The sequence below is a fragment of the Fibrobacter sp. UWB2 genome, from assembly GCF_002210425.1.
GTDB classification, from domain to species: Bacteria; Fibrobacterota; Fibrobacteria; order Fibrobacterales; family Fibrobacteraceae; genus Fibrobacter; species Fibrobacter elongatus.
Genome location: NZ_MWQK01000004.1, coordinates 247718 through 264692, shown reverse-complemented (window position 1 = coordinate 264692; position 16975 = coordinate 247718). Strand labels below are relative to the sequence as shown.

Annotated in this window: 13 protein-coding genes; 10 read left to right on the top strand and 3 right to left on the bottom strand. The window is 50.2% G+C overall.

The window, feature by feature from the left end; genetic code table 11:
* Positions 1–7: 7 nt before the first annotated feature.
* Both B7982_RS09315 and B7982_RS09310 read left to right on the top strand, forming a co-directional pair.
* Positions 8–1108, top strand: coding sequence for a hypothetical protein (locus B7982_RS09315; RefSeq protein WP_088660499.1), 1101 nt, complete (start codon positions 8–10; stop codon positions 1106–1108).
* On the top strand, positions 1105–1827 hold the full coding sequence (locus B7982_RS09310; RefSeq protein WP_088660498.1) for an NUDIX domain-containing protein: 723 nt from the start codon (positions 1105–1107) through the stop codon (positions 1825–1827). The genes B7982_RS09315 and B7982_RS09310 overlap by 4 nt, the downstream gene beginning before the upstream one ends.
* A 98-nt stretch (positions 1828–1925) precedes the next feature.
* Here B7982_RS09310 and B7982_RS09305 read toward each other — a convergent pair whose 3' ends face one another.
* The gene (locus B7982_RS09305; RefSeq protein WP_088660497.1) at positions 1926–2135 is read right to left on the bottom strand and encodes a hypothetical protein; all 210 of its coding nucleotides are present in this window, start codon (positions 2133–2135) and stop codon (positions 1926–1928) included.
* Positions 2136–2294: 159 nt separating this feature from the next.
* On the opposite strand from B7982_RS09305, the gene B7982_RS09300 reads away from it, so the two are divergent.
* The 7 genes from B7982_RS09300 to ribF all read left to right on the top strand — a co-directional run bounded on the left by B7982_RS09300 (position 2295) and on the right by ribF (position 11054).
* Positions 2295–3884: a fibro-slime domain-containing protein gene (locus B7982_RS09300; RefSeq protein WP_233138469.1), complete on the top strand. Its 1590-nt coding sequence runs from the start codon at positions 2295–2297 to the stop codon at positions 3882–3884.
* A 141-nt stretch (positions 3885–4025) separates the two neighbouring features.
* Complete coding sequence (gene rimP / locus B7982_RS09295) at positions 4026–4478, top strand: ribosome maturation factor RimP (RefSeq protein WP_014546932.1); 453 nt, start codon at positions 4026–4028, stop codon at positions 4476–4478.
* 13 nt (positions 4479–4491) lie between these two features.
* A complete protein-coding gene (gene nusA / locus B7982_RS09290) occupies positions 4492–5715 on the top strand; it encodes a transcription termination factor NusA (protein ID WP_085490843.1) in 1224 nt (407 codons plus the stop codon).
* An 81-nt stretch (positions 5716–5796) separates the two neighbouring features.
* A complete protein-coding gene (gene infB, locus B7982_RS09285) occupies positions 5797–8892 on the top strand; it encodes a translation initiation factor IF-2 (protein WP_233138468.1) in 3096 nt (1031 codons plus the stop codon).
* On the top strand, positions 8892–9245 hold the full coding sequence (gene rbfA / locus B7982_RS09280; protein ID WP_014546935.1) for a 30S ribosome-binding factor RbfA: 354 nt from the start codon (positions 8892–8894) through the stop codon (positions 9243–9245). The genes infB and rbfA overlap by 1 nt, the downstream gene beginning before the upstream one ends.
* On the top strand, positions 9246–10160 hold the full coding sequence (gene truB, locus B7982_RS09275; RefSeq protein WP_088660495.1) for a tRNA pseudouridine(55) synthase TruB: 915 nt from the start codon (positions 9246–9248) through the stop codon (positions 10158–10160).
* Positions 10161–11054, top strand: coding sequence for a riboflavin biosynthesis protein RibF (ribF, locus tag B7982_RS09270; RefSeq protein WP_014546937.1), 894 nt, complete (start codon positions 10161–10163; stop codon positions 11052–11054).
* A gap of 4 nt (positions 11055–11058) precedes the next feature.
* On the opposite strand, the gene B7982_RS09265 is transcribed toward ribF, so the two are convergent.
* Together B7982_RS09265 and B7982_RS09260 are read right to left on the bottom strand one after the other, a co-directional pair.
* Positions 11059–11607, bottom strand: a complete 549-nt coding sequence (locus B7982_RS09265) for a pyridoxamine 5'-phosphate oxidase family protein (RefSeq protein ID WP_088660494.1) — start codon at positions 11605–11607, stop codon at positions 11059–11061.
* 108 nt (positions 11608–11715) lie between these two features.
* A complete protein-coding gene (locus B7982_RS09260; protein ID WP_088660493.1) occupies positions 11716–15555 on the bottom strand; it encodes a DEAD/DEAH box helicase in 3840 nt (1279 codons plus the stop codon).
* Between the two features lie 122 nt (positions 15556–15677).
* On the opposite strand from B7982_RS09260, the gene B7982_RS14790 reads away from it, so the two are divergent.
* Positions 15678–16916, top strand: coding sequence for an FISUMP domain-containing protein (locus B7982_RS14790; protein WP_144065946.1), 1239 nt, complete (start codon positions 15678–15680; stop codon positions 16914–16916).
* The last annotated feature ends 59 nt before the right edge of the window (positions 16917–16975 follow it).

Here is a 16975-nt window from a genome sequence, read left to right as displayed (position 1 = left end):
AATTTATATGAAGCGTGCTTTGTTGTTCCCTGTATATTGGTTGCTTGCGCTAGTGGCGCTTTTTTCTTCGTGCGCTCAGGATGGCGATGGCCCGCTCCCGGTGATGCCCAATGGAGAATTGGTCGAAGGCAAGGGCTATTTTCTTGGAGCAAAGCTTGATTCGGGCAGAGCGATTCACTTGGTTTCGGATACGCTCTATATTACGCTTTCCAATATCTGGTCGTTTTCGAATTGCTCGTTGACTTCCATTGACCTGAATTACTCCTTTGAGGATTCCGTGCTTGTCTTTGCGCCGGAGGTGAACTTCAAGGTGAATACGGACGATTGCTCGTCTCCGATGTATCGCCCGGATACGACATTCAAGCGCATGACGAATGAGCTCTCTTCGAAAATTACGAAGATTGTCGTAAAGAACGATGCAGATTCTTTGCTGGATTCCATTATGCTTCGCCGTGGAAAGCTGGAACTTGATACGTTCCGCATTTTTGTGGATTCCGCTTTTGCAGAACCGGAATCGCTTCCGCTACGGACAAAAGAATCCCCGTCGATTTTGCGCATGCTTGATTCGCTGACTCCGCAGAAGTTCTATTGGAGAACATTGCGTGCAAACTGCACGATGCGCGTGGACATGTGCAATGACGTTGTTGCCGATACCGTTTATCCGACGTCCTGGAAGACTAGCGATACCGCCCTTGTTCCTGTGCGTTATGCTTGTGCATCTGAAGATTCTACTTATTGCCTTAATTCCAAGTGGGAATACGATTCGACCGCGCTTGGCAAGGTGATGGAACGATTGGATACCGTTTGGCATACGAGTACGTATTATATTGAGAAAATTCCTTCGTGCGCAATGGTAAATGGATTTTCTCATTCGTCAATTTATTATGGCGGAAAAATGGCTTTCTTGCGTGAACTTTTTGTGCCCGATGAAAGCGAACTCTCTTGTGGCCCTGCGACAAAGAAGGATTGGGTCGCCATTAACCTTTCGACGGATAGCCTTGTGGTTGAATCCGAAGATAGAATATCTGTAGATAGTTTGTATAAAGTCTGGAAATCGGCGACGATCGCTCGCGATACGCTTAAAGTCGATTCGACGGAGTCAAAATGATTGAATATACCTTTGCTGCCGAAATTGCAGAAGAAGACAAGCCGATAATTCTCAATAGTAAGATTTACAAGCAGTGGCTTGAAGCGTCCGAGAAAAAGTTCAACATCACGAAGGTGCATTTTGCTTCAGTCGACTTCTTTAGCAAGCGCCATGAACCGCTGTTCATCAAGCTGAATGCGACCGCTTTTTTGCCGGATGGAAAGCCTGTGCACGGGATTGTGCTTGTGCGTGGCCATGCTGTGGGTGTGCTCGTCGTGCTTCATTGCGAAGGCAAGCGATACTTGCTCCTGGTGCGCCAACCGCGATTCGCCATTTCTGAAACAGCTTCGCTCGAAATTCCGGCGGGGATTCTCGACTGGTCGGGCGACTTCCGCAAGGTGGCGCTCTCGGAACTCGAAGAAGAAGCTCAAATCAAGGCAAAAGATTCTGAGCTTATTGACTTGATGGATTTCTGGTACAAGGGTAAAAGCGACGGCTTTGCTGGAAGCTGCGGACTTTTGGACGAACGCATCCGCCTTTACGCAATTGAACGTAGCGTGACCCGCGAAGAGCTTAATGCGATGGATGGCAAGAACCAAACTTACACCGACGAGAACGAATGGATCCGCACTGAAGTCTTGCCTTACGAAGAGGCGGCCCATCAGTTTATCGACGGAAAGAACTTTATTGCGTTGTTCTTGTACGAACGCTGGCTCGAAGCCCAGAAAGTGTATTATTAGTTTTTTTTAGTTACTAGTTCTAAGTTACTAGTTACTAGAGAAGAATTAGGACAACTGCGTCTTCTAACAACTACTGACTAACGACTATTGACCAACAACTAAAAAATTGTGTTGTTGATGGTCAGGCCGGCGAAGAACAAAATCAGGTAGCCATACCAAAGTCCGGTCGGCACGTAGTTCCAGATTTTCTTGTACTTATTGGGTTCATCCTTGTTCTTATCCTTGATTCGGATAATGTTCTTTTTGAGATAAAAACCGCAGAGCGCAAGCCCGCCGATGCTGATAAGGATGAGAAGTACGTAAGCCATATCTTAAATATAGTATAAAGCGAGCGTCGCGACAACAAGTTTACTTGTTGGCATGACCGAGCTGAGCTATATGCACTCCAATGGAGTGCCATATAGCATATTGGCAAAAAAATTTATTATTTTAAGAACAAACTTTTATGGCTATAATAAGGAGGAAAAATGAATAGAAATAAAAGAAATTTGGCTTTAATTGTGCCAATGATGGTGCTTTTGGCCGCTTGTGCAGAAGATGATCCTGCGCCAGAAGGTTTCGTTAATGGACCTCAGCAAAAAACGACTTGTCCTACGGATGGGGCCAATGCTCTCACAAAAGAAGAGGCTGTCGTTGATGCTTCTTTGCTTAATTTAGATGTCGTTATACGCGATTTTCAGCAGAATCATTCAGATTTCGAAAACTTCTCGGAAGAATCGGTTGAGCATATGGAGGATATCTATAACTATGTGACCCAGACTGGTGCTACCATGAAAGCTTTTGGCTTTGATGAAGAATGGTATGCGGCTGCGGCTTACCACAACACGTGCGGCAATATGTACTCTTTCGAAAGTGCGGGCGTGGGGGCTCAAATTGGCGTTGATGGGGTGCCTATGCAGGTGAATCCTGCTTTGCCACCGTATTTGCAACAGGTTTCTGCAGGCCCGGTCCTAGAATATGGGGAATGTGCTGAGACTGTGACTGCATTATCTGGGCTTAAGCATTTTCGCGGCTACAAAAATGCTCTTGAAAACGTGAATGGTACAAAGTGCCCTGGCGGAAAAAATAACTGGGCAAATCCGGTTGTTTATACACCGGGGATGGTGGATCCTTATTTGCAGTTTAAGGTGAATGACAATGGAACTCCCGATATGTATGAAGGCGTTGCCATTAAAAAGCTGAATGAACGTTGCGACAATAAAAACTTGGACCAGTGGTTTGCCGATGTTCCTTCTGTGAATAAGCGTGTCAATATGGTCTTTGAGCTTCCGAAGTCTACGGAAGAAAATAATTACTTTGTTTATGATTATAATTCCAACAATGGCGGGTTCTTCCCGCTTGATAGCGTGAACCCGGTAAATCGAGAATGGGTGAGTGCAAAATCTTGTCTTGAAACTATCCAGCCGAAGGGTTTTTGTGATATTTTTGAACCTCAGTCGCTCTCTATATTCTGCCCGCCTTACAGGTATCAGTATGCTTCGACTCAGCAGGATTTGTACGGTCAGAGTACCGCTAAGCTTTGTGCAGATTGGCTTAATGCGGGTGGTCCGCGTGCTGTAAATTCTGAAGGTTCCGGACATAGTGCCGCTTTGCAGGCTACTATAATGAATGGAGCTCTCGGTTTGCAACACTTGCGCAATTATGGCTTTACCATGGTGGGGTACACGGCTTTCCAGTACAAGTCCTCAAACCAGTTGCCGGAACCTGAAGAGTTAAAGTTTATTAGTAGTGGTGACTTGTGGGTGTTTGTCGATGGCGTTCTGGTGATTGATTTGGGCGGTACGCACTTGCCTGCTCCGGGTAGCGTAAAATTACAGACGCTTGCCCAGAATAATCATGGTTGCCATGCTGGGGAGCCTTTGGCCATGTATTCGAATTGCCGAGGGGCTGCCGATGATACGGGCTGGGCGGATGGATCCACTCATCATTTGCATTTCTTTGTGGCAAACCGCCAAACTGAAATCTCTGATTTCTCGATGTCCTTGCCTCCGTCTTTTACCTTCGTTCCTGGTGAACCGTATCAGTTGGACGGGGACGATGAAAATTGCGCTAATTGACGCCAAAGTCAATTAAGGCGGTTGCCTAAGGGCAAAAAAATTTCTCTATTTGGTATGTACTGACGTTCGTGGGTTCAAATTTGGCTTGAACGAGCCGGATTCGGGCCCGAATACGAACGCCGTTTATTGTAAGAGGTTTATTTGGTCGCCCAAGAAAAACTGAATTCTCTCATTGCCGATGCATGCAAGTCCGCATCTGTTACGCTTGTAGAAGCTGATGTGTTCCGTGCTGGCAAACGCAAGACATTGCGAATCTTTATCGACAAGCCCGAAGGTGTTACTATCGATGACTGCACGAACGTGAGTCATTTCCTTTCGGATGCGCTGGACCTGGATCCCGAGTTGATCGAGGGCGCTTATACGCTTGAAGTTTCTTCTCCGGGAATAGACCGCCCCCTCAAGTCTATGGCGGATTTTGAACGCAACAAGGGGCGCCTGCTCCGTGTGACACGCTCGACGGGCAAGCCAGTGACTGGTGAACTTTTGAATGCCGACGAAGAAAATCTGACGCTCAAGCTTAAGGGCAATGCCGGCGAAATCGTCATACCGCGGTCCGAAGTGCTTTCGGCCAAGGTCGAAGTAGAAATTAAATAGGAAGGTCAACTATATGAAGAACGAACCGAAAGTAAACTTGCTCGACGTACTCAAGGAAGTCGTTGAAGACAAGAGTGTCGATGATTCCGTGATTTTGGACGCCCTCAAGAAGGCTCTTATTTCTGCGGCCCGCAAGTATCTGCACATCGAAAAGAAGATTAACGTCGATATCGACATGGAAACCAACGAAGTCCATGTGTTCCTGAACGTCGAAGTTGTTGATGACTATCCGGACTACGACCCGAACATGACAGCCGACGAAGTGGCTGAAATGGACGAAGGCTACATGCTCGTCGATGAAGCTCGCGACTTCAACGAAGACGCTCAGGCAGGCGACAGCCTTTATATGGAACTCCCGACCTCCTCCTTTGGTCGTCAGGCAATCCAGACTGCAAAGCAGCTCTTGACCCAGCACATCCGCAGTGCCGAATGCCAGCGCATCATGGACATCTACCGCAGCCGCATCGGTACGATCATCAACGGTACGGTGCTTCGTTTGGAACAACGTAATGTTATCGTCGATCTCGGTAACAAGATTGAAGCTGAACTCCCGGCTCGCGAACAGATCCCGCACGAACGCTTGACTCAGGGCGCTTCTGTGAAGGCTGTGATTGCTCGCGTGGAAGAATCTACGAAGAGCGGTGCTCAGGTTATTTTGTCTAGATCCAACGCCGACTTCCTCAAGGCTTTGCTCCGTCAGGAAGTTCCGGAAATCTACGAAGGCACTGTCGAAATCAAGGCTGTTGCCCGTGACTCCAAGAATCGCCGTGCAAAGATCGCTGTTTACTCTCGCGATGAAAAGATTGACCCGGTTGGCGCTTGCGTCGGCATGAAGGGTGCTCGCGTGCAGACGATTGTCCGCGAACTCGGCAACGAACGTATCGATATCGTTCACTGGGACGAAAACTTCGACGTGTTCGTTCAGCGTTCCTTGGCTCCGGCATCTGTCCTCAAGATGTTCCCGGTTCCGGATACGGACCGTATCGTGATCATCGTGGATGACGAAAACCTCGCTCAGGCTATCGGTAAGGGTGGCCAGAACGTGGAACTTGCCGGTCGTTTGGTGGATCGCAAGCTCGATGTTCATGGAGAACAGGAATGGTCTCAGATGGACGAAGAAGCCAAGAACAACATCCTCGCTCCGAACTATGAGGATGAAAGAAGAATGAGAGCGAAGCGTATGGACGAAGACAGAAAGGCAAAGGCCGCAGCTGTCAAGAAGGACGTGAACGCTTAAAAACTTTTGCGCAGGGCAAATAGTTTAACGGAAGAATAAGAAAAGGAATTGAATAGGCTATTCATGACGAATGAATCTCAAATGAAACCTAAGGATTGGGCAGATGCTCATGGATTGAAGGTTGATGTGGTGATGAAGCTGCTTCGCGATGCAGGCGTTGCAGTTCGTACCCATATGTCCAAATTGGATATGGCAGACTTTGCTAAAATCGAGGATGCTGCCGCTGCCGAAAAACAGAAGCAGGATGCCCGCAACAAGAATCTCAAGAGGCCTACCGCTTCTGAATCTGATTCTTCCGCTTCCGCTCCTGCAAAGAAGAAGGAAACGTCGGTTGCGACGAACAGACTTGGCTTGAAGGTGAGCCTTAAGAAAGGCCCGGGCGCCCGCAAGGATGCTCCGAAGCCTGTCGCTAAACAGGATCCGAAGTCCCCGGTTGCAAAGCCCGCTGCTCCGGCTGCCGTAAAACCGGCCGCCCCGGCCCCGGCACAAGTTGCCCCGAAGCCCGCCGCACCTGCTCCGGCTCAAGTCGCGCCTGCCGCTCCGGCACCGAAGCCGGCTGCACCTGCTCCCGCACCGGCCGCAGCACCTGCTGCTCCAGCCGCTCCGGCTGTTAAACCCGCCGCTCCTGCTCCGGCCCCGGCACCTCAGGCAAAGCCTGCCGCCCCGGCTCCTGTACAAGCAGCTCCGAAGCCTGCTGCTCCTGCTCCGGCTGTAAAGCCTGCCGCTCCGGCCGTCGCAAAGCCCGCTGCTCCGCAGCCGACAATGATGTCTGCTTCTACGGAACTCAAGCAGCCGCCGATGAAGGCCCAGGTCTTCAAGCCCGATGCTGCAATCCTTGCCCGTATCGAAAAGTCTCGCCAGCAGGCTCAGGCCGCTCGCAACAACCATCGTCCGAATGGCGGAAACCGCAATGGCGGCAATGGCCAGGGTTACACGGGTACGTTTGGCCGTCTCTCGAACAACGGCAATGGCGGTAACGATAACCGCAACAATAACAACAATAATCGTCGCCCGAACGGCGGTAACGCTAGCAGCAGTAGCCGCGGCTATACCGGTCGTAACGGTGGATTCTCCAGCGGTTCCATGCAGGAAGCTTTCAACGCTTCCAACAACAATAACCAGGCTCTCGGTCAGAACAACCAGAACGGTAAGGGCAATGGCAAGGGCCAGAACGGCCGCCATGGCAACGACAAGAACCGCCGCAGCAATACTAAGGACCGTCAGGAAATGCAGAGGGAACAGCAGCAGGAAGCCGTTCGTCAGAACGTCTCCCGCGTGATGGCATCCCTCTCCAAGAACCCGGTCAAGAAAGTTTATCACAAGGAACATTCCGAAAACAACTCGGGTGAAGAAAAGAAGATTCTCAAGACTTCTGACTTCATTACCGTGGGCGAACTCGCAGGTCTCATGGACCAGATGCCGGCACGCGTCATTGCAAAGTGCATGGAAATGGGCATGATGGTGACCATCAACGCTCGCCTTGATTTCGAAACGATCCAGATTTTGGCTGATGAATTCGGTTACGAAGCTCAGCTGATGGAAGAATACGAAGAAGAAGCTCTCGGCATCGAGGAAGAATCTCAGGAAAATCTCCAGCCGCGTCATCCGGTGGTTACCGTCATGGGCCACGTTGACCACGGTAAGACTTCTCTCCTCGACTGGATTCGTAAGACCCACGTGGTGTCCGGCGAATCGGGTGGCATTACGCAGCACATCGGTGCATACGAAGTCACCACCAAGCAGGGCAAGGTTACCTTCCTCGATACTCCGGGTCACGAAGCCTTCAGTGCTATGCGTGCTCGCGGTTCCCAGGTGACCGACGTTATCGTTCTCGTTGTGGCTGCTGACTCCATGGTCATGCCGCAGACGGTTGAATGTATTGAACTTGCAAAGCGCGAAAATGTGCCGATGGTCGTCGCCATTACAAAGATGGACCTCCCGACCGCAAACCCGGACAAGATTCGCGCCCAGCTCGCAGAACGCGGTGTGGAAGTCGAACAGTGGGGCGGTCAGACCAGCTGTATCGAAGTTTCTGCTCGTACGGGTCAGGGCATGGATGTCCTCCTCGAAACGCTTGCTCTCGAAGCTGAAATTTTGGAACTTAAGGCCAATCCGGATACGCACGCCCGTGGCGCAGTCGTTGAATCCAAGCTCGACGTGGGTAAGGGTTCCATGGCTACGATCCTCGTGCAGAACGGTACGCTCCATGTGGGTGACCCGTTTGTTTGCGGTATCTACGCTGGCCGTGTCCGTGCCATGTTCAATGAACGTGGTGTCCAGTTGAAGGAAGCTCCTCCTTCTGCTCCGTGTCAGGTGCTCGGCTTTGACGGTACTCCGCAGGCTGGTGACGAACTTGTCGTGGTGGAAGACGAAAAGACCGCACGTGAAATTGCTTCCAAGCGCCGTATGGCCGCTCGTGAACGCGATCTCCGCGCCCGTAAGACGGTCTCTCTCGAAAACTCCTTCAACGCAAAGAAGGAAGGTACGCTCTCCGAACTCAACCTTATCGTCAAGGCCGACGTGGGTGGTTCTGCAGAAGCTTTGGCCGCTTCCCTCGAAAAGCTTACCAACAAGGAAGTCCGCGTCAACATCATCCGCAAGGGTGTGGGTACGATTACGGAATCCGATATCCTGTTTGCAACGACCGCACAGGCAATCATTATTTCCTTCCACTTGATGCCGTCTCTCGCTGTCCGCGAAATGGCTCAGAAGGAAGGCATCGAAATCCGCAACTACCGCGTGATTTACGACTGCATTGAAGATATCAAGAACGCTGTGGAAGGCCTCCTCAAGCCGATCATGCGCGAAGAACTCGTTGGCGAAGCCGAAATCCGCCAGGTGTTCAAGGTCCCGAAGGTCGGTCTCATCGCTGGCTGTATGGTTACCGATGGTGAAGTCGACCGCACGAGCCATGTCCGCGTTTACCGCAATGGTATCGAACTCGGTACGACCGTGGTCCAGTCTTTGAAGCGCATGAAGGACGACGTCAAGTCTGTCGCTCGTGGCTTTGAGTGCGGTATCGGCCTCAAGGGTTACGACGATATCAAGGAAGGCGATAGCCTCATCTTCTTCAAGGAAGTCAAGGTCGCCCGTACGTTGGAAGACGTTGCTCGTGAAGAAGCTGAAGAAAAGCTCAAGGCTGCAGCAGCCGCTGAAGCAAAGAAGGAAGACGCTTAATGACTCGTAGAACCGATAGATTGGGCGAGCAGTTCCGCGAAGAAATCTCCAAGCTCATTCAAAAGGGCTTGAAGGATCCGCGCGTGAGCACTCTCGCGAGCATTACCCGTGTGGACATTACCGAAGACCTGAGCTATGCAAAGGCCCTCGTCTCGGTGATGGGTTCCGATAAAGAAAAGCGTGATACGCTTGTCGGACTCAACAATTCCGCCGGCTTTATCCGTGGCGTCTTGGGCAAGGCTTTGAAGATTTTCAAGGTTCCGGAGCTCAAGTTCGTTCTTGACGAAAATCTCGAACATGCCATGCACATTGAAGAAATCCTTGCAGAACTGAAGCAGAAAGGGGAACTTTAATTGTCCTCTTCCGGCTTCGTCCTCTTGGACAAAATTGCAGGTGAAACATCTTTTAAGGCCCTTTTCCCTCTGAAAAGGGTCTTTTGTACTAAACGCGTGGGCCATGCAGGTACGCTCGATTTGCGTGCAAGCGGGCTCATTATTGCCGCTACAGGCCGTGCAACGCGCCTTTTGCCTTACATTGAGGCGAAGGACAAGTGCTATACGTTCAGGCTCCATCTTGGCTACGAAACCGATACCCTGGAATGGGACGGGGAAGTGGTCGAGCAAGATGATAGGAGTCTGTCGGTGACGCGTGCGGACCTCGAAGCTGTCCTCCCGCAGTTCATTGGCGACATCGACCAGGTTCCGCCGAATTACAGTGCTGTGAAAATCGACGGCCATCGCGCAAGCGACTTGGCGAATCGCGGTCGTGAAATTGAACTTAAGCCTCGCCGCATCCATATCGAATCGCTCAAAGTTGTGGGCGAGGGGCTTGTAACGGAAGGCTGCACTGGCAAGAGCTTTGCCACGTTTGACTTGGAATGCAATTGCAGCAAGGGAACGTACATCCGTTCGCTTGGTCGTGATTTGGCTCGTGCGCTTGGTACGTGCGGCTGCGTCTCGATGATCCGCCGTCATCGCATTGGCGATGTGACTGTGGATCGTGCTGTTCGTGGGGACGCTCTCACGCCGGAACATTTGCTCCCTGTGGACCAGGTGCTTGATTTCCCGGTTGTCCGCTTGAATGACGACCAGGTGAAAGCGATTCGTTTAGGAAATTGGGTGCCGTGGCGCACTCCTGTTGAAAATTTAAGCACGACGCCAGGGGCGGAAAAGTTTGTCTTTACCGCCGATAAAGATGGTGCTGTGATTGGGCTTGGTGTTTATGACCCGGGCCGCATTTGCCCCAAGTTCTTTTTAGGTGATGATTAAATGAAACGCGCTGTGACAATGGGTAATTTTGATGGATGCCATTTGGGGCATCAGGCGCTTTTCCGCACGCTGAAAGCGGTTGCGGAAGTGAACCATTTGCAGCCGACGGTCATCAGCTTTGAACCCCATTCTAATTATGTTTTGCGTGGGCCGGGCGATCCGTTGCTCCTCACGACGACCGAAGAAAAACGCGAATTTGTCGAGAGCCTTGGCATTGAATTTTTGGTATTGCCGTTCACGAGTGAGTTGGCAAAACTCCCGTTTGATAAATTTGTCCGCACGGAATTGATTGAAAAGCGCGAAGTCGTTTCGATGTTCTTTGGCCATGACCATTGCTTTGGCGCTGGCGGCAAGGGCAATTACGAGACGATTACCGCTGCGTTCCCGGAACTTTCGACGCAGATGCTTTCGATGGTGTTGCACAAGGGTGAACGCGTGAGCTCTTCTGCGGTGCGCAATGCTCTTTTGAATGGCGATGTGGACCGTGCGCAGACATATTTGGGACGCCCGTATCGCTTGTCAGGAACGGTTGTGGTTGGCAAACGCCTTGGTCATACGATCGGATTTCCGACGGCAAATGTGCAAATGGAACAGTACAAGTTCTTGCCGAAAGGCGGTGTGTATGTCGCAAGTGCAAGACTCTCGGACGGTCGCATTTATCGCTCTGTCGTGAACATCGGAACGCAACCGACAACGCCCGGAACGCATAACCTTGCGGTCGAAGCGTATCTGCTTGACTTTAACGAAGACATTTACGGCCAGCACTTAGCGCTGGACTTGCTCGCCTTCTTGCGCCCCGAAAAGAAGTTCGCTAGCATCGAAGATTTGGTGCGCCAAATCGGTATGGATGCCGACACTGCCAAGAATTACAACGGAAATCACTGGGCGGAGTAGGAAACTAGCACTTTTGTGCTTTGTCGTTTTTTGCTTTGCCGGTGAAGTTCGTGCTTGTTATTTTGAAGACGGTCACGGTAGCGGCTTGCTCGGGCGTGAATTCGAACTTGTGCGGGCTAGTGGATTGTGTGGAATGCGCGGAATTTGGGTGTTGCGTGGAACCTGTTGCTTGTCGTTCCATTAGGAGCGAGAGTCCTCGGCATTTCTCGGCAACATCTTCGACGATTTCGGCCTTGCCTTGCCCGACAACGCTTGCGTAAAAGCGCCCGCTTTTGCAATAAATGTCTTCGTGAATCTCGATGCGGTTTTCGACGCACATGCTGAATGCGACATTTGAATTTTTGCGAATGCAGTCGAGTTTTTTACCGACATGTGCGCAATGGAAATACAGCTCTAGAACGCCGCTGTTTAGATTATATCCGAACGACAGTGGAATCACGTAAGGCATGCTTGCATCTGCATCATCCGTCATTGCTACATGACAAGTTGTACATTGCTCAATAATCTTTGCGATGTTTTCGTCGCCTAAAACTTCTCTGTCCTTGCGTCGCATTTTACCTCAACTTTTTACTGTTTGGATTTAAATATAATCATTCAAAGGTGTTGTAATTCGTGAGGTCTCAATTTGCGACTTCACGGATTATATAAGCATCAAAAAAAATTACACAATCGTATTGTCTAGGCAGAAGACTTCGGCGAGTTGCTTGTCGTCCATGTCGGCGAGCCATGTTTCGCCTGCGTTCACGGTCAAGTTGGCGATGGCTTTTTTGGTTTCGAGGAGAGAGTTGATCTTCTCTTCGAAGGTGCCTTTGGTAATAAAGCGGTGGACTTGGACGTTTCGCTTTTGGCCGATACGGAAGGCGCGGTCGGTGGCTTGCGCTTCGATGGCGGGGTTCCACCACAAATCGTAATGGATGACTTGCGAGGCGGCGACGAGGTTGAGGCCGGTGCCACCAGCCTTGAGCGAGAGAATGAGCACTTTGCAGTCCGGATTTTCCTGGAAATCCTGGATCATTTCGGAGCGTTGCGTTTGTGTGCAACCGCCGTGATAGAAATGCGTGCGGAGGCCGAGTTCGCTTTCGATGGTGGATTTTAGCAAGTGGCCCATTTCGGCAAATTGCGTGAAAATGAGCGTTTTTTCGCCTTGCTCTTGGATGGAGGTGAGAAGGTCCAAGAGCATCTGCATCTTGCCGGATTCGAGCTTGCTAGACTTTTGGGACGCGGCGTTGTCGTCTAACCCTTTCAGGAATGTGGCGGGGTGGTTGCAGATTTGCTTGAGGGCAAGAATCATCTGCAAGATGATTCCCTTGCGCTTGAAGAGAGCGTGAGCATCGTTTGCCTTTTCACTGAGAGCCTGCTCCATCTCGAGTTCTTGCATAAAGTGCTCGAGCGTTTTTTGGTAAAGGGCTGCTTGCGAGCGAGTGAGTTCGGCGTATTCGTCCTGGATGATTTTATCGGGCAAGTCGCTGATGATGCTCTTGTCGGTCTTGAGGCGGCGCAGCATGAACGGTGCCGTGATTTTGCGGAACGTTTCGGCGACAATTTGGTTGCCGTTTTTTTGAATCGGCGTTTCGAACTTTTCGCGGAATTCACTTGCGCTTGGAAAAAATCCGTGGTTCGCAAAATCCATGATGGTCCAGAATTCCATGAGGCGGTTTTCGACCGGGGTGCCGCTCATCGCGATTTTCATCGGGGCGCGCATGCGACGGAGCAATTTACTCTGTTCGCTATCGGCGTTCTTGATGTTTTGCGCTTCGTCGATGATAATCGTTTGCCATTCGTGCTTGTCGAGTTCGGTAAAGTCCTTGCGGAATGTAGCGTAAGTCGTGAGCAATACGTCGGCGCTGAACTTTTGCAGGTCGCGGCGGCCTCCGTGGTATGCAAAGAACGTGAGCTCCGGTGCGAACTTCTTGATTTCGACTTGCCAGTTGCAAAGGAGGCCGGCGGGCATTACGACGATGGCTTTTTTCTCCGCAAATTTACCCTCTTGTTTCATCTTGAGGAGGAACGTAATGACTTGTAGCGTCTTGCCAAGGCCCATGTCATCGGCGAGAATGCAACCGAATCCGATTTCCAGATTCTTGTACATCCAGGAGTAGCCGCGCATTTGGTAGGGGCGGAGTGTCGCGTTAAGATTCTCGGGCAATGGAATGTCTGTTTCGGCACGCCAGGCGTCGAACTGTTGCTTGAAATCGCTCGCCATTTCAACCGGAATGTTGTCGCATTCGCCGGTGAAGCAAGCTTGTACGAGTTTGGCTTGCGTGATTTCTGGAACGGAATCTTCTTCGAGGATTTCGTCTGTGGAGGTCTCGGCACCCTCGGCATCATCCCCAGCAGTTTTTTTGCCTTTGTCGTTTTTCGCAGACTCGCCAGATTTGCCTTCAATTTTATCGCGGATGGATTGCAAATCCTGTTCGGTAATTTGCACGTAACTGGACTTGTATTTTAAAAGTCCGTCCGCTTGTTCAGCGAGTTCCAAAAATTCCTTTGCCGAAATGTTTTCATCGCCGATGGCGATTTCCCAATCAAAGTCGAGTAGGTCGCCGGCAGTAAATGCACCAAAGCTCATGCTGCCTTGCAAGCGCATCTTGGGCTTTGGTTTACCGATGTTCAAAAGGTTCTTTGGAATTTCTGTTTGGATGCCGAACAGTTGGAGTTTTTTGAGGCAATCCTGCAAAAAGTCGAGGAGTTCGGCGCCTCGCATTAAAATCGGTTCGCTTGCACGGCGTTCCAAGTATGCATCGAGCGGCTTGAAGCCATCGGCAATGCCGTTCAGAACACTCATAATCGAGAGCAAACGCGAGTCATTGTTTTCAAATAATTCCGAAAGCGGCGTGCGTCTCGGGGCATTCACAAGTCCCGCTGTATTTTCGCTTGCACTCGTTGCATCTTCGTCAAGTACAAAAACGTCTAGCGCTACATCTTCGTCCCTTTCGCTACAGACAAAGAGAATCTGCGTGCGGCAACCGAGACAAGAATACACCGAGAGCCATTGCTGGATTTTCCCTGGAATGGCATGTGCGTTGTTTGCGAGCTTCCCTGAAACGCTATCGAAAAAGAACGAGAGCAAATTGCCGTGATTCGTCTTGAGCGGCGTCTTGTATTTGCGTGCAAATTTCAAAAGCTGCGAGATGAACAGCGAAAGAATGTGCTCGGCGGGTTCCGCGATTTCGAAGAAGGATTCGTCCTTGCTTGTCCACGCGAGTTCTCGCGGGGCGGTGACTTCGAGGTCTGCGACAATGTATAGAATCTCGGGGAGCATTTCGGCGGGGAGCCAGCGCATCTGCGCTACGTCTTTCCCGATCCAGAAAACTTGCGGATAAATCGCTCCGGTGCGCACAAGGTAAAAAGCCACTTGCAACATCAAGTGCAAGTAACGCACGGAGTAATGGTGCCACGAGAAATTCCCTGCGCTCAGGCAGCAAAGTGCGCCCATCACGTTTGTGATGGTGAGGTTGCTATTGATGACTTTGTCGGCCATGGACTGCTCGAAATTCCAATGCCATCCGGGCTTGTGGAACAGTCGCAGTTGCTCGTTTTCCATTAGGAACGTCTTTGCGTTGTTCACGCGGAATTGTTCCGAGAATGCGTCAAAATTCTCGAAGTCGGTGAAGAACTTGTGGCACGATTCTAGTTCATCCGTAAAACTCTTGCGAAAATTTCCGGCGGGGCAGAACTTGGGGAAGTTTTGCAACATCGCGGGAAGAATGTGCGAGTAGTCTTTCCAACTCTTGAAATCGAATGTGGGCAGTTGCTTGGGCGGGATGCTATTTTGCGATTCGCGTCCCGAACCTTTATACCCACCAAATAAACTTGCGCTCGCATCTTCTGCGTGAGAAAGTTCGGCGGCGTTTTGTGCTTCGTGTTCGTCACTATCCCCGGCGGCAGTTCCGATAGCAGATGCGTTTTCTGCGCTTGTGCCTACGAGTCTTGTCGCCTTGCTGAACGACCTCACGAGATTTGCTTCGCTGGGCGCTTCCATTTCCATCGCATCCGGCTTGTAGTCCTTGATAAATTCCAGGTCGAGCCCATGAATTTTGAAAAGGACGTTCGGTTCCTTGTCCGCCTGTTCTGCGATTTTCAAGAATGTGGCAACAAGGTATTTACACGGGCGTTCGTCGCGGCAATCACAGCCCATGTTGACTTTGGCAGGATCGTCAAACAGCTGGAGTCCGCTTTTGCTCATTAAAAGTTCAAGCGAAGGGCTAAGCGCCTTGTTGTTTAAAGCCAAAAGTTCCGCCGGTTGCTGCTTCAAAAAGCTCACGAAGACTTCGGAAGATTCCTTAGAAAATTTCGGGAAGACGATGTAGTTGTTGTGGAGCCCGCCATTCGGGCCTTTCACTACGGATATCACACGGTTATCAACGATGTCGATGCTTGTCACCTGGCCTCGTGCGGCGAACTTGAGCCCCTGCAAAACAGCCTGCTCGCTAGCGGTTGCGAGAATTGAACTCAACCACTTGTTTGCCCACCAAGTCTTTCCGTAACTTCCAAAATCCATGCGCCCAAATATAATAAAAAGTGCTCAAATGAACAAATGAACGGCGGGCTAAACCGTGAGGATAAATAGGACATTAATTACAAATTGTTTTTTATATTTGAGGTAAACTTAAGGAGAAAAAGATGGGATTGAATAAAATCGTACTGGCTCTTGTGGCAGGGATGCTTCTTGTTGAACCGACTTGCGCCAAGTCATCTTTTAAAGGACTTTTAAAATCATTAAGCAAGGGTAAACAAAAGCAAACTGAAAAGGATGTTCCAACACCAGCTAATTCTCAAGTAAAGCCTGCTGCTCAAACCCAAAATACGTTTGTCGATTCCAGAGACGGCGCTACATATAAATTTGTGAAAATTGGTGATTTGGTCTGGATGGCACAGAACCTAAATTATGGTGATACCATTGCTGCTCCGGGACTAATTGGAAACTCCTGGTGCTATGATAATGATAAACGCAATTGCGCTCAGTATGGACGTCTGTACTCATGGTCAGCCGCAATGGATAGTGCCGGAAATATTTCGAATAACGCAAAAGGCTGCGGCAAAGGGAAAAAATGTACTCCGACTTACCCCGTTCGTGGCGTTTGCCCGGAAGGTTGGCATTTCCCTGAATTGGCCGAGTGGCAGAACTTGGCAGATGCTGTAGATAGAAAAAAAGAAGCCTTGCTTGCAAATATCTATTATGGTGCTAAAGATGAATACGGCTTTGCGGGGCTTGCTGCGGGTAGCCATAGATTTGATGGTACTGATACCGTATTTTGGGGGCTTACTCACAACGGCGATTTTTGGACTTCCTCGGAATACGATGAAAAAGAAGCTTTTGAATGGGGGCTTGCGTCTAATAAGTGGTCGTATGGGGAACCTGGGTATGGAAAGACTGCTGGGTATTCGGTCCGTTGTGTAAAGGATGATAGTTTTGCGGCTGCAAATGTTGTGTTCCATGACCCTCGCGATGCAAAGTCGTATAAGGTTGCAAATATAGGTGGCGTTGTGTGGTTTGCCCATAATTTGGATTTCAAGACAAAAGAAAGCTGGTGCTTCAATGACGGCTGGGCCAATTGTGAAAGATATGGCCGTCTTTACACTTGGAAGGCAGCTCAAAGCGCTTGCCCCAATGGATGGCGCTTGCCTACGGATAGCGAATTGCCTGCTATAGTTGATAACGTTGAACGACTTCAAATCGAAGCTTCTGGTAATCGCGACGCTAAGGGCAAATATGGATGGCCCCCTCGAGCAGAATTTTGGACGAGTGGCGCTACAGGTAGTAAAGGCAAGTTCTATTACTATGACCTAAACACTAAAACGGGCAACTTTGATACGCTCAATAAAAAAGCCGCCAAACCCGTCCGTTGCGTCAAGAAGTAGTATACAATTCCGACTTGTTTTCAAAATAACAGATTTGCGAGACATCGTCTCACAAATTG

Bases quoted from the DNA above. Each gene is read 5' to 3' on its own strand.
- B7982_RS09315 (WP_088660499.1), top strand. From the start codon at position 8: ATGAAGCGTGCTTTGTTGTTCCCTGTATATTGGTTGCTTGCGCTAGTG.
- B7982_RS09310 (WP_088660498.1), top strand. From the start codon at position 1,105: ATGATTGAATATACCTTTGCTGCCGAAATTGCAGAAGAAGACAAGCCG.
- B7982_RS09305 (WP_088660497.1), bottom strand. From the start codon at position 2,135: ATGGCTTACGTACTTCTCATCCTTATCAGCATCGGCGGGCTTGCGCTC.
- B7982_RS09300 (WP_233138469.1), top strand. From the start codon at position 2,295: ATGAATAGAAATAAAAGAAATTTGGCTTTAATTGTGCCAATGATGGTG.
- nusA (WP_085490843.1), top strand. From the start codon at position 4,492: ATGAAGAACGAACCGAAAGTAAACTTGCTCGACGTACTCAAGGAAGTC.
- infB (WP_233138468.1), top strand. From the start codon at position 5,797: ATGAAACCTAAGGATTGGGCAGATGCTCATGGATTGAAGGTTGATGTG.
- rbfA (WP_014546935.1), top strand. From the start codon at position 8,892: ATGACTCGTAGAACCGATAGATTGGGCGAGCAGTTCCGCGAAGAAATC.
- ribF (WP_014546937.1), top strand. From the start codon at position 10,161: ATGAAACGCGCTGTGACAATGGGTAATTTTGATGGATGCCATTTGGGG.
- B7982_RS09265 (WP_088660494.1), bottom strand. From the start codon at position 11,607: ATGCGACGCAAGGACAGAGAAGTTTTAGGCGACGAAAACATCGCAAAG.
- B7982_RS09260 (WP_088660493.1), bottom strand. From the start codon at position 15,555: ATGGATTTTGGAAGTTACGGAAAGACTTGGTGGGCAAACAAGTGGTTG.
- B7982_RS14790 (WP_144065946.1), top strand. From the start codon at position 15,678: ATGGGATTGAATAAAATCGTACTGGCTCTTGTGGCAGGGATGCTTCTT.